Genomic DNA, 12,486 nt, shown 5'->3' with positions numbered 1-12,486 from the left:
TGTGATAAAAAGGCGACATCGATTTCTTTTCAGCATTATTTAAGCAAAAAGCAAAGAGCCTCCCCAGTGCCGTAATGGCGCCCGGGAGGCTCTTTTTTCGTTTGTGCGGTCAGGTTGCAGTTCGCACTGGGTTGATTGCTTCAACGTCCGCGCCCATCTCACGCATCTTGGCTGTGACCTTGGCCAATTCCTCCGGCGACAGCGCCAAGCGTGCGGCCATGAGAAAGCAGATGTGAACCCCCAGGCTGCGCGGCTCCGCACCGCCTGTGTACTTGCGCCACTGCTGGCCACCGGCAACGCTGGCCAAGTCGGCCATCTGTTCACCAGTTAGGCCGAGTTGGTCTTTCAGCTTGGCCAAGTTCTCGGTTGAGGGTGGGGTGTATTCGATCATGAGCGGCTCTCTGCGCTGGAAGAACAAAGGCCCTTTCGGGCCTTGGCTTAGATAAACATCTTGGCGATTGCTACTGCTGCACCGATCATTCCGGCCATCGCTGTAGCTCCTGCTGCTACTGGCATCCAGTAGTGCTCTCGGTTGAGCTTGGCGGTTTCGGCATTGAGCTTTGTGGTCTCAGCGAGCAGCTTGCCTGCTTCTGCGATCAGCTTGCCAACTTCGGCTTCGATCTTTGCTGCGTCCATATTCCAGTGCTTTTGCATGTTCATCCTTTCGGGGTGTCGGGCTGCGCGATATGCGCTACCCATGTCCATTAATGTAGCCCCTTTGGTGCTAGTGCGCAAGTCTTTTCTTGAATTATTTATACTGTTCTTTTATCCAGTGATTCGGGGTGCGCTTATGCAGATAGATCAGATCGCCATTGCCGTGCTCGGGGCTGCTGCTGCCTGGCTGTCTCAGGCGCGCTCGGAGGCATTCAGGCGGTGGGCCTGCATCTTCGGCATGCTCGGGCAGCCGTTCTGGTTCTATGCCTCATGGAAGGCTGAGCAGTGGGGCATATTTGCCGTGAGCGTGCTCTATGCCCTGGCCTGGATGAAGGGACTATGGAACCATTGGATTCGGCCTACACCCAGCAGCATCGCGGCGGAGAAAATAGGCACCATTCAATTCGTCCCCGAAGTGAAAAAATGATCCAGAGCCTGCACATTGAAAAAAGCGCGCCCGGTCAGTATCTGGCCCGGGTTATGAATGAGCACTCAGAAGCCCTGAGTAGAGATGGATTCGCTTGACTCGGCGTAAATATGCTGTTAAATGGTGTTTGGCTATCTGTTGTCCACTTTTTCAAGGAGCTCGCTATGAAGTCTCTTGTTCGTGATTGCACCCGGGCACTCATGGCTACAGCGGTCTTAATCTGTAGCTGTTTTGCTTATGCCAGTGCAGGTTTTTCCCCGCAAAGCGGCACCTGGATTGTGAGCTCTGAATTGGATGGCAAACCGGGTCGGGGCATGGCTATTGACGTACAGGACGGTACGATGGTTATGCAGGTCTACAACTACCGAGAAGATGGCGCCGCCACTTTTTATCTAGCTATTGGAAATGTGGTGGACAACCAAGTGAGCGCACCACTCAAGCGTTATAAAGGAGGGCGTTTTTTCGGTAGCGGCCCACTGTCGGGTGTTGAAGATGGTGACGCCGGTATGGTGAACATCAGTTTCACTAGTGGTGGTACGGGCATAGTGCAATTTCCGGGTGAACAAGCAGTTGCCATGGAGCGCTACCGCTTTGAGGGCGTATCCGCTGATAAGTTGGCCGACAAACTGTGGTTGCTCGCTTTATTGGATGAAAACGGAAATGCTGCTGAGCTGCTTTTAGCCAATACACAAACCTCCGACGAGACTGGTAACATAATTTTGAACTTTGCACGCTCTGTAAATAGTGTAACTACGCAGACGCAATGTCAATACTCGCTGGCCAGCTATTCCTTCCGCTGTTTTGGCAGCGGCATACAGGCCGAATTCAAGGAATACATCCGCCAGTTGAGCGGCACATTGCAAGCGGGTGGGAAAACCTACCGCATGGTAGGTACGCGCCTGGCAGATTTCAAAGCTGGGTCGGATGTGCCAGGATTCGTCGCACGGTATGCCTTTTCCCCTGCACCAGAGAGTGGTACATGGGTCGTAAGTTCTGAGGTCGATGGTAAGCCAGGCCGTGGCATGGCGATCGATGTACAAAGCAACCTCCTAGTAATGCAGGTGTACAACTACGATGCGACGGGAAATGCCACTTTTCATTTGGCAGTAGGCCCATACAAGGACCTGCAAAGCCAAGGTCCACTCAAACGCTATCAGGGCGGACGCTGGTTTGGCAGCGGCCCGCGTTCGGGAATGGAGGCTGGCGATGCGGGCATGGTCTACCTTGCCTTTGATACTCCGACCCGGGGAGTGGTGCGTTTTCCGGGCGAGGGGCCGCTGGCTATCCAACGCTACCGATTTGGTGTGCAGGCACCTGATCCGCAAAGCTTGCTGGGCACTTGGGCCTTCTACGACGAGACGAATGACAAGACTACAATGCTGCGGCTCACCGAAGTAGTGGGCAATACTGCTAAGGGCGGTGGCGTTTTGTGCAGCTACACCGATACCGTCGCTCGACAGGTGCGTTGCGCCCAAGGTTCTGCCATTTCACGAGAAGACACGCGCTACATCATTGACTACCGTTTTACAAACGACAACGGCATAGCCTTCGGTAAAGCGCTGCTCGAAGGCACGACTGTACCTACTGGTAGCATGCCTAGTGATTCCAAGGCTAAATCGCTCACGGGCATGCGCATTGTGGATAGGCATGGCGTGCATGAAGCACTGGAAATGGTGTATTAGAGCCAAAATAGAAATTTGAGCCTCTGCTGGACTCAGGTCCGACACCCCCATGTTGATTTTTCGGACCTACAACGGTGGTCTTGAAAATCAACATCAGGCAAGACTAGGATGCTGGCGCAGGTGGAACCCGGCGAAGGGTAGGGGGTCTCGCCGGGTTCGGGCGGCAGGTAGCTCGCTCTGCTGCCACTCCTACGCGGCAGTAGCCTAGCGCTGGCGCTGTTACGGAAGCCATATTGCAGAAGCCTAAAGAAAAAGCCACCCGAAGGTGGCTTTCGTGTATTAGCTTTGGCGTCTACGCATCTGACCAAGGCCCATAATTGCAAGCCCCAGTGACAACGCGCTAAGGGCTAGTGTACCCATGGAGGGGACCGGTTTTAGCGTTGGCTCATTCGTATTGGAGATCAAGGTGTTGGTGATAGTGGCTGTGTTGCTTCCAATGGCAATGGTAGCCGGCTGCGTATAGCTTGGCTCCGCCCAACGGTAGCCTGTAGGGGCGTCGGGCAGCGAGCCTTCAGCCACCGCGCAGACACTGCCTTGCTGAATGGTGATGGGCATAGCGCTACCTTGATTGGCCGTTACTATCACGCTACCACTAAAGGACGCTGCCGGACCGGTACAAGTTACGGTGAAAGGAATCTCTCCGGCAAAGGGCGATGCGCCTGACGGCCCGGTCACCACTTTGTTCACAGTCAACTGCGCTGCGGCTACCGAACGCAGATACCAGTTGCCATCGTCTACATCACGTACCAGTTCGTAGCGAATACCGCCAGCGTCAAGATAACCGCCTGGCAGGGCAAAGGCGCTGGTGACCGAGTTGGCAGCACCGCCAGTCACGCGCACCACCAGAATGCCTTTACCGCTAGTGAATGCTGGTGAGCTGGCCGCATCAGGCAGAATAGAGAGTAGGGTAGGGGCACCGGCTACCGCTGTCGATGCCACCTCTAGCACGTCGCTCACCGAAGTGGATGCATCGTTGAGCAAGGTATTGATCACTAGTGAGCCGCCATTGGCGGTATAGAGACCGGCCAATGACAATGTGTTGGTAGGGCTGGAGTCGCTGCGTGCCAGAGACACGACCCCTCCGGCATTGTTCAGATTGCCCGTAGCCGCTAAGCTGGGAAGCAACGAAGCATCCAGCACAGCATTGCTTTGCAGATTTAGCACTGTAAAGGCAGAAGCTGCGGTTGCCTCCCACAGCGCGGCACTGTTTAGGTTCAAGGTTAGCTGTCCACCGCTGGCCAACAGGCTGGCGCCTTTGTAGTGCCCCCCATTGCCGGTATAGGTGGTAGCGCTTGTAGCATCGGCATTCCATACTACTGGGGCCATGGTCGCAGTTACAGCATCCAGACTGAGGCTACCTGTTGCTCCCAGGTGGTTGAAGGAAGTGCCCAAGGCATTGACCGTGAGGCCTGGGCCAGCGGTGAAACTGCCATTGCCTTGGAGCTGCAGACCAATTCCCGCTGCACCTGATGCATTGATGGTGTTGCCAGCTAGTGGCCACTGAGCAATGCCTGCTGCTCGGATGTACACCGCTGCAGCGCCTGCTCCCGCTACCGTTACGGAGGTGGGGCCATTTAGGTTGACCTGTGAGTTCGCCACCATCACACCCGGCGTGAGGCCCGAAGCGCTTGCGGTGGTGACGTTGGTGCTACCGATCACAGTGGTGGTGCCGCCTTGGCTCCACAGCGGCGCGTAATTTGTGCTGTAGTAGTTGGACTGGAAGTCCAGCACAAGATTACCACCCACTGTCACCGTACCAGCGCCAACATACAACCCAGAACGGGTGCCGCCCTGGCTAGTGATGATGAGGTTTTGCTGGTAGTTGGCTGTTCCTGCGTTGTTACGTACTCCGTCGCGGGTGTTAACAGTTGCCGTAGGGGCTCCCGTGTTGGAAGTCACGGCGACGTGTCCTTGAAAGGTAGCCGTGCCAGTTCCAGTTTTTTCAATACCAGCTGCGTTGTTGGCGCCGTTGGGCTTGTTGACCGTCACATCCTTCACGAAGTTTCCGATCCCGGCTCCTGTTACAAAGATCCCTCGGCTGTTGTTGCCTCCCGTATCCGTGACGGTTAGCACTCCATTGACCGTGGTATTGCCCGATGCTTGTACCAATCCTGTCGCCGTCCAAGCGTTGACTGTTACTGCTATTGGGTCAGCCGTATAAACGCAGGTAGAACCACCGTCTTGTATCGGAGAGGTGTATGTTGATGCGGCTAGGTTAGCGGGACATACCGCTAGCGCCAGCTGGGGAGCCGCGACTAGGCCTGCAAGCAAACCTACCTGGATGGATAATTTCCCAAAATGCGATGCAGAGATGGGAAAATTCTGGTGCAAAACTGCAAGTTGAAGAGTGCCGTCCATGTCGTTCTATTGAGTGTATCAATGCGGTAATTTTTTAATATAGTTGTAATTCTGTTTTTATCCTAGATCGTTTATCAGAAACAAACACTATAGATTGTTAAATTTTCTCAATGCTGCTAATTTGCAGATTTGGGCCTAGACATCGGACTAGATAGCCGATGTCTGTGCCTGTTGTAGTGGCTCTGTCGATCGATGGAACGCCTCTAGTATCGCTCCAACACTGTGTGCAGTGCGTTGAGAGATGCTGGCGTAAGTCCCCAGGGAACTTTTCAGGGAACTGAATGGGTTTTCAGGTCGCAGCCAGTCGCACGCTCCAGAGAGCCGCCACGACAGAATGCGACCTGATTGCCCTACATTTATGGTTCGAGTCCAATCGCGCCTACCAATGTTCCCATTCGGAAGAGACCAGCTTCCGGAAACTTCAGGGACATTGGGGGGACATTCAGAATGTTCTCCATAGATCAAGCCGCCTTTCAGGGCGGTTTTTTCATTTCCGAGCACCTGTTCCAGCTTGGCTAACTCCCGGCCCCGGTCAACTCCATCTATCCACTTGGCGTAGACCGTAAAAAGCATCTTCGCGTTTTGTGCCCTATCTGCCGCGCAATGTAGGCGGGGTTCAGGTATTCAGCATCGCCCTTGATGCTGCGGCGATCAAAATCCACATCGATCACGTCATGTGCGGCGATCCAGCCCGAGGCCGTCCATAGCATCAACGCTGGGCGGATAGAGCAGGGCTGCAATCTGATTCTGCGAATTTGGCCTGCATTGCCCTGTTTGCCCCCAGTGCGCTGGTGAACGGGTGAGGCATGACCGCTCAGGTAGGCAAGTGCGAGATCGTCCAGACGCAGGACATGGCCAACCACGCAGGGGCTGCCAGAGATGACGAAACCCAAGTCGCCCAACTGGAGAGCAAACATGCAAAAGACACGATCTACAACGCCGACCGCCTGATAGCCCCCAAGACTGGCATTGCTGTTGATGTGCGCTCTGAGCTTGAGCGCGCTCACTGCCTGCAACTCAGCGCCGACAGCCGAGCCGCCACTTATCGCGCGCAAGCCGAATCCGACTTCATTGCCCGCAGCGCTCTCGCAGATATTGCCTCTGCCCTCGACCGCCAGCTTACAGAAGGCGTCGGGGTGGTCGCGGAAATCGGAGGCACTCTTAAGAGTCGCTAACACAACCCTTGATACGTCGTTGCTTCGCCGGGGGCGCCCAGCCTTGTCGTACGTCTGTATTGCCTGCGGCTTCGCGCCTCGTCTCAACCGCAAATCTACGATTTGCTGGGTTGTGTTAGCGGCTCCAAGCGGCGAGACGCCAAAGTCGCCGCACTTTGCGCCCAGGTGAACATTGAGCGCGCTCTGAACGGTGATACAGGGAATGAGGCTCGCAATATTCAATAGAAATTCGAGAGAGATGCACCATGTGATGACTAGGATTTTTTGAATTGTAGCAATCGATTGTTATTTGTCTGTTAAATGAATCGAATGTTGCTGCAAATAAAAAAAGAAATGCTCTTGCGTTGGGGAATTCTAAGCGACTTGATGATTAATCAAAGAAAAATTAAATAAAGCAAAATCAAAAAAATAAATTTCCTGTATAAGTCATAGGGGTGTGGGGCGTTCAAGAAGATTTTGTATGCAATACACAGCCCCATTGGTGGGAGTTCACAATGCTCACCGGTATTCCTCTGTGCTATTTTTATCGTTAAAGAGTACGTGATTATCTCCCGGGATCATGAAGTGCATTCTTCATTTATGAGAGGTTTCATCATGAGAGTAAATAATTTTTTCGGCAACTAGTGATGATGAGCGTAAATAGTCTTTTGGGAGGCTTGTTGCTGTTGAGCGCTATGGTTGCCGCGCAAGCCCAAACATGTGCATTAGGGGGCAATAGTGCAGCCTCCGGAAACAGTTTTCAGCTAGAGTCCTACAATAGTACGGTGAGTGTGAGTGTCGGTTCGGCGTCTAGTTTTTTACCAGGTGGTTCGTTTATACTGCAGAATGTAAATGGAGTTGCCAGAGCATTCGCTAGCGCTAACTATTTGCGGGCAACAGGCAATACATCAGTTACATACACATTTTCGTCACCAGTGCCGGCGAATCGTGTGGCTTTAGTGGTGTTTGATATAGGTGTGGGAACATCAATACCTTCTCCATATTCTCCATTATTAACTCTTTCAGTGACAGGAGGTGCTGGATCAAGCGATTTTGGTTTTTCGAGTATGTTGGATGGAGCCAGCAATTCACCCCTGAATCCACTAACTTATACTTCCTCAAGCGGCGTAATCTCAAAAACTTCTACTACCCCTACGGTTAGAGAGTCAGGGGCGCTGGTTGGAAATTCAAACAATTTAGTCTCAAGTTTAACCCTGACCGCTTCAGGGATTAATGTTGGAGACCTTGTGGGCTATGGCTTGGCTTCAATTCCAACTTGTATTACTACTCGGAAACTTAGTGTAGGCGCGGTCGGGAGTTTTTCTTTTGAAAACACAAATCTTTCGGTGCCGACTTCAGTATTGACAACGACAGCAATCAATTCGCCAGTAGATGGCCCAACGGCATTTGTTTCAAACCCTATCGTGCCAATCACCATTGCCGAAACCTTGCCGAGTTCTCCATCTGGCTGGCGCCAGGCAAAGGCATCTTGCACAGATGCAAATAGAGCAATTACTGGTAATGCGAGCGAATTCGGAACACGCTCAGGTAACACCCTTGTGATACCGTCAAGCTTTCTCCATCCAGCAGCTAATATTACTTGCCTCTTCACGAATTCATTGTTGGTTGCAGTAGATGATACACAGTCTACTGCAATGGATGTACCAGTGAATGGAGGAGCTTCGATTTTTGTGAATGACACAGGAACTGGTATTACTCTATTTGATCTGAATGGCTCTGCCTGCAATTTTTTTCCTTGCATTCGTAATCTGGCAAATGGAACTATCACTGTAAATGTAGCTGGGGAATATACGTTTTCACCGGCACCTGGGTTCACCGGTGTAGTTACAATTCCCTATCAAATTAAAGATGTAGAGGGGCTTGCGGCGGTAGCCAATATAATAATTAATGTAAATCCTGTCCCTAAGCTGAGGTTGGCAAAGTCAAGTAATGGACCTTGGGGCGTGCAACAAAGCGGAGCTACTTACACCCTGAGTGTTATTAATGCTGGATCTGCTCCAACATTTGGTGATATCACTGTGCGTGATAGTCTGCCTGCAGGAATTTCTGCAAATAATCTAGATAGTGGAAGCTGGAGTTGTACTGTCAGCGGTCAGGATGTAACATGTATCAGCCCTGCTTCCATTGCAGCAGGTGGTGTTTCTACAATCAATCTACCAGTTGCAGTTGGCGAAAGTGCAGCCCTTCGAGTGACTAATACTGCCTCAGTGGGAGGGGGAGGAGATCCTAACAACGGAGGTGCTCCTCCAGTGCCGGGTAGTTGCTCGGAAGGGGATTCTCATTGTGCGACTGACATTACAAACGTAAATCAAGCGTCCTCCAAACCCGTGCCTGTTGATACACCCTTGGCTTTGGTTATAACGGCGATATTGTTATGGGCTTTCTCACTTCGTAGTTTGAAGGCCAAACGACACTAGTGGCTAATACTGTTAGGCCTACCAGATCGAATACTCAAGAAAAATAGAAAGAGCCTCCCTGGTGCCAGATAAGGCACTGGGGAGGTTTTTTTCGCTTGTGCGGCCAGCCCTGAGATCGTTGCAGAGCACATCATTGGTATGGATCTGCCAGCCTGTGTCCTAGGCCCTGGGCCTTGAATGCTCTTAGAACCTGTTCAAAGTCTTTTGAGCAGCAGAACCAAGAAGGCCAGATGGACAAACTGCAAGCTGGTATTGAGCAGCCGCTCGCAGTTCTTCCATAATCGCCTGTTCTTGTCCAGCCAGGCAAAGCTGCGCTCAACGATCCTGCGCTTGGGCATGACCTTGAAGGTGTGTAGCTCGCTCCTTTGCGATCCGTCACATTAGCCGTGGTCACGGCTACTGCATGTGGCAAACCCTGCGTATCCACTGCAAGGTGGCGCTTGATGCCCGATACCTTCTTGCCCGCGTCATAACCTTTCAGGGCTGCCGTGTCCGTGTTCTTCACGCTCTGCGCGTCCACGATCAAGTGCGCGCTGCATGCGTTGCGCCCCTGTCTCTCTCGGGCCGCGCCAACCTGATTTTTTGAGTGCCTGCTCCAGCAGGCTGCCTCCTTCACGAGGCTCACTCCAGATCGCAAAGTACGAGTGCACCGTGCGCCACTTGGGAAACTCTTCCGGCAGCATGCGCCACTGGCAGCCGCTCCTGAGCAGGTACAGTACCGCACAGAACACCTCATACAGCTCCACTCTGCGCGGTGCCGTCTTCTTGCGCGCGCTCTCCAGCAAGGGCCTGATGATCTCGAATTGTTCGCGACTGATGTCGCTTGGATAGCTTTTTCTCACCCCCCCATTCTCACACTTCCGAGGAGACTTTGAACACGTTCTTAGGGCGGCTTTTCATTTCCGAGCACCTGTCCAGGTTGGTCAGTTCCATCTGTCCACTCGGCGTAGACCGTGAGGGGCATCTTCGCGTTCTTGTGCTCCATCTGTCTGGCGATATAGGCCGGGTTCAATCCCGCACCCAGTGCGTTTGTTGCATAGGTTTGGCGGGGCGCCTAGTCCTAGGGTGTGACCACTCGCGTCGATGAAACCCAAATCGCCCGACTGGAGGGGAAGCATGTGAAAGACTCGCTCTACAACGCCAATCGTCTGGCCGCTTTCAAGTTCGGCATTGATGGTGATGTGTGCGCTGAACTGCTCCGTGCTGAGCGCCTGCACCGTGACACCGACAGCAGAGCTGCCATTTGTCGTGCGCAAGGCAAAGCCGATATCACTGCCAGCCACGATCTCGTGGATCAAGCCTCGGCCCTCGATGCGAGTCTTGCAAGAGACCGAGTTGTGGCTACAGGAATCAGAGGCGTTCTTCAACAACGAGACGTCGAAGTAGCTGAACTGTGCGATCAGGTGAACACCGAGCGTAGCCTGAACTGTGATGCGGGTGATCAGGCCTCGGAGATGGGCAAGAACAATGATTTACAGCATGCATGTGCCAGTCTTTTAGACTGCACCTCTTATCAATAGAGGTTCCCACTCATGAAAAAGATTCTGTCCATTGCAGCTGTCGCGTTGTTGCTGAGTGGCTGTGCTGTATATGGCGACGGTTACTACGACAACGCACCTAGGAAAAAACCGCATCCTCATGGTTGTCCTCCAGGCCAAGCTAAAAAGGGTAACTGCTGATACAGGAAAAAAGAACCTCCCCGGCGCCACTATGGCACTTGGGAGGTTTCTGTCGTTTGCGGGTTAGTGACAGTCCTTGTTTCGGATTAAGCTTGGATTGCTTCGCTTTCCTATAACGTGACGACGTTGACGAATTCAGAATGCCGCGATAAATGCGGTCGTTGCAGCAAGTCCTGCCAACGTGTTGCTGGGCGCGGGTGTTGCCCCGATCGCTGGCTGGTCTACGCACCAGGTATTTGTAACGCTGCTTAAGACCAATTGTCTGCCTACGATACTGAATGATGCGGGTGCGAATATGGGTGTATCCCATGTATAGCTGTTGATTTCTGCAAAAAGCCAGTCAAGGACTGACTGGCTTTACTTTTCAGCGTGTTTTTAGTTGCCTGGTCTGCGCCCGACCTTTACCAAGCCGAATGCAGCAAAAATCAGCGACAACAGTATGGTGGCAAGACTGTTCAATGATGGAACGGGGGCCGCAGCGGTTGTGCCTTGCGGGCTGGCCTTGTCGTCATCTTTGACCGTTACCTGGACCGGTGTTCCGGTGACGGTGTAGTCATTCGCATTGCTGGGGGGCGCAATGGACAATGCAGCAACAACATCGCCATCGCCAACCACTGTATTCGCGGTGGCAGTTATGGTGCAGGTGGCAGATGTGGCGCCAGCGGCAATCAGCAGTGGGCTGGTGCAATTGGTGGAATAACGCGGGTTGGACGAAGGCAAGCCCAGGTTGATGCTCAGGCCACCTGTTGCTGCGGGCAATGTGGAAGTTACCGTGCAGGTGGAAGTCTGGGCAGGTGAATCGGTGATTTCGGCAGGCAAGCAGGCTATGCTCACTTGGGGTGGCGTATAGCTGCAACTCAGGGCTGCAGCAGCGGGGGTGTCCATCTGGCCGATGGCAGTATTGAATTGCGCAGGCGGTGTGATGGTATTGGTGACGCTTGGGGTTGATTGACAAGCACTGATGCCCGCGCTGGTGTCTGGCCATTGCACCTGGGCCGTGATCTGGCAGCCGCCCACCGGAATGGTGGCTCCGGTCAAGGAGAGGGTGCTGCTGCCTGCAGCACCCGTCAAGGTGCCACCGGTGCAGGTGTGCGTAGCGCTGACCAGTTGTAGCGGTGCAGGTAATACGTCGGTCAGATTCACTCCAGGCACCGATGCGCCCAAGTCAGGGTTCTTCAGCGTGATGGTCAGCGTGCTTTGGCCGCCGGGCTGTACTGCAGCGGACGAAAATGCTTTGGTCACGCTGGGTGCATCGGCAACTGTTACAAATCCGAATATCGTATCAGCATTCCCAAAATTGTCTGCGCGGAAGGTGACCTCTCTTACATAGGGTGGCAGGTCAATATACATGCCGGTGCTCTGGATGTTCTGGTTGCTTGGCCCAGGCGTGGTCACTACCAGTTGCTGGAGGGCGCTATTCCACTGCACATCCGCCATTTGGTAGAACGCGCCACCACCTGGGGGGTTGAAGGTGCGGGGAAAGAGGGTGGTGTTGCCGAAATCGCAGGGCTCCAGCGCCAATGTGGTGGGATTCACGCACTTGGCGCTGATCTACTGGGTGGAGGAGGTTCGCTGGTCACTTACTCCCAGCCGGTGTGGAACCGCCGTGGTGGCAGGGGTGATGGTGAAGGTTGTACCGGTTGGGGTTCCTGGTACGTTGAGCCCATACGATTGGCTGGCTGGAAAGTTCAAACCATTGCCAGCCACCATGGGCGAGATGGTCATGGAGCCGTTTGTGCTGGATACGGTTGCGCTCGAGGCCGGTGCCGGTGCAGCTTGGCCGTTGAATTGAATCACTCGGCTGTTTTCTACGGCGTGAGAATGTGCAGTTACAAGCGATGCGAGAGCAAGACTGATCCAGGAAAATTGTTTATTCATAAATTTGTTAGTGAGCGTTTACAGTTTGATTGGCGCTTGCATTCTGTTCTTAAACAGCTCCATAACTCCTTGGCCGCACTTGCATTGACAGTGTTTAGCAAAGTGTTGCGTGGCATGTAAGTGACTTTTCCCTTGTTTATTGGGGAGGTGATTTTCATCAATACGTAGCCGCGCTTGGCTGAATAAACGGCGGTGTTGCAGACGAGAGGTCATGTA

10 protein-coding genes and 1 pseudogene are annotated in these 12,486 nt (G+C 53.2%); 6 read left to right on the top strand and 5 right to left on the bottom strand.

Features of this window, described 5'->3' with window-relative positions:
- Positions 1 to 109 precede the first annotated feature (109 nt).
- Both LAD35_RS15005 and LAD35_RS15000 read right to left on the bottom strand, forming a co-directional pair.
- A complete protein-coding gene (locus LAD35_RS15005; protein ID WP_224149808.1) occupies positions 110 to 391 on the bottom strand; it encodes an XRE family transcriptional regulator in 282 nt (93 codons plus the stop codon).
- Positions 392 to 438: 47 nt separating this feature from the next.
- A complete protein-coding gene (locus tag LAD35_RS15000; protein ID WP_224149807.1) occupies positions 439 to 654 on the bottom strand; it encodes a hypothetical protein in 216 nt (71 codons plus the stop codon).
- A 136-nt stretch (positions 655 to 790) separates the two neighbouring features.
- On the opposite strand from LAD35_RS15000, the gene LAD35_RS14995 reads away from it, so the two are divergent.
- Positions 791 to 1,081 (top strand): hypothetical protein, encoded by a 291-nt coding sequence (locus LAD35_RS14995; RefSeq protein ID WP_224152728.1) that lies wholly within the window; start codon positions 791 to 793, stop codon positions 1,079 to 1,081.
- 164 nt (positions 1,082 to 1,245) lie between these two features.
- Complete coding sequence (locus LAD35_RS14990; protein ID WP_224149806.1) at positions 1,246 to 2,763, top strand: hypothetical protein; 1,518 nt, start codon at positions 1,246 to 1,248, stop codon at positions 2,761 to 2,763.
- Positions 2,764 to 3,042: 279 nt separating this feature from the next.
- Here the strand turns inward: LAD35_RS14990 and LAD35_RS14985 are convergent, their stop codons facing one another.
- Entirely contained in the window at positions 3,043 to 5,121 is a 2,079-nt protein-coding gene (locus LAD35_RS14985; RefSeq protein ID WP_224149805.1) for a DUF5979 domain-containing protein, read from the bottom strand.
- Positions 5,122 to 5,927: 806 nt separating this feature from the next.
- Here LAD35_RS14985 and LAD35_RS14980 point away from each other — a divergent pair.
- Together LAD35_RS14980 and LAD35_RS14975 are read left to right on the top strand one after the other, a co-directional pair.
- A complete protein-coding gene (locus LAD35_RS14980) occupies positions 5,928 to 6,296 on the top strand; it encodes a hypothetical protein (protein ID WP_224149804.1) in 369 nt (122 codons plus the stop codon).
- Positions 6,297 to 6,922: 626 nt separating this feature from the next.
- Positions 6,923 to 8,713 carry a prealbumin-like fold domain-containing protein gene (locus LAD35_RS14975; RefSeq protein ID WP_224149803.1) on the top strand — a complete coding sequence of 597 codons (1,791 nt, stop codon included), beginning with the start codon at positions 6,923 to 6,925 and terminating at the stop codon, positions 8,711 to 8,713.
- A gap of 194 nt (positions 8,714 to 8,907) precedes the next feature.
- Here the strand turns inward: LAD35_RS14975 and LAD35_RS14970 are convergent.
- Positions 8,908 to 9,555, bottom strand: a pseudogene (locus LAD35_RS14970) (IS5 family transposase).
- Between the two features lie 276 nt (positions 9,556 to 9,831).
- Between LAD35_RS14970 and LAD35_RS14965 the strand changes: the two are divergent.
- Positions 9,832 to 10,233: a hypothetical protein gene (locus tag LAD35_RS14965; RefSeq protein ID WP_224149802.1), complete on the top strand. Its 402-nt coding sequence runs from the start codon at positions 9,832 to 9,834 to the stop codon at positions 10,231 to 10,233.
- Between the two features lie 534 nt (positions 10,234 to 10,767).
- Here LAD35_RS14965 and LAD35_RS14960 read toward each other — a convergent pair.
- Complete coding sequence (locus LAD35_RS14960; protein ID WP_224149801.1) at positions 10,768 to 11,928, bottom strand: DUF7933 domain-containing protein; 1,161 nt, start codon at positions 11,926 to 11,928, stop codon at positions 10,768 to 10,770.
- Between the two features lie 4 nt (positions 11,929 to 11,932).
- Between LAD35_RS14960 and LAD35_RS14955 the strand changes: the two genes are divergently transcribed.
- The gene (locus tag LAD35_RS14955) at positions 11,933 to 12,184 is read left to right on the top strand and encodes a hypothetical protein (RefSeq protein ID WP_224149800.1); all 252 of its coding nucleotides are present in this window, start codon (positions 11,933 to 11,935) and stop codon (positions 12,182 to 12,184) included.
- Positions 12,185 to 12,486: the final 302 nt, after the last annotated feature.

This window comes from Comamonas odontotermitis (assembly GCF_020080045.1).
In the GTDB taxonomy this organism is placed as follows: Bacteria; Pseudomonadota; Gammaproteobacteria; order Burkholderiales; family Burkholderiaceae_C; genus Comamonas; species Comamonas odontotermitis.
This window is presented reverse-complemented; position numbering and strand designations above follow the sequence as displayed.

Coding starts and splice junctions, on each gene's coding strand:
- LAD35_RS15005 (WP_224149808.1), bottom strand. CDS start 391: ATGATCGAATACACCCCACCCTCAACCGAGAACTTGGCCAAGCTGAAA.
- LAD35_RS15000 (WP_224149807.1), bottom strand. CDS start 654: ATGCAAAAGCACTGGAATATGGACGCAGCAAAGATCGAAGCCGAAGTT.
- LAD35_RS14995 (WP_224152728.1), top strand. CDS start 791: ATGCAGATAGATCAGATCGCCATTGCCGTGCTCGGGGCTGCTGCTGCC.
- LAD35_RS14990 (WP_224149806.1), top strand. CDS start 1,246: ATGAAGTCTCTTGTTCGTGATTGCACCCGGGCACTCATGGCTACAGCG.
- LAD35_RS14985 (WP_224149805.1), bottom strand. CDS start 5,121: ATGGACGGCACTCTTCAACTTGCAGTTTTGCACCAGAATTTTCCCATC.
- LAD35_RS14980 (WP_224149804.1), top strand. CDS start 5,928: ATGACCGCTCAGGTAGGCAAGTGCGAGATCGTCCAGACGCAGGACATG.
- LAD35_RS14975 (WP_224149803.1), top strand. CDS start 6,923: ATGATGAGCGTAAATAGTCTTTTGGGAGGCTTGTTGCTGTTGAGCGCT.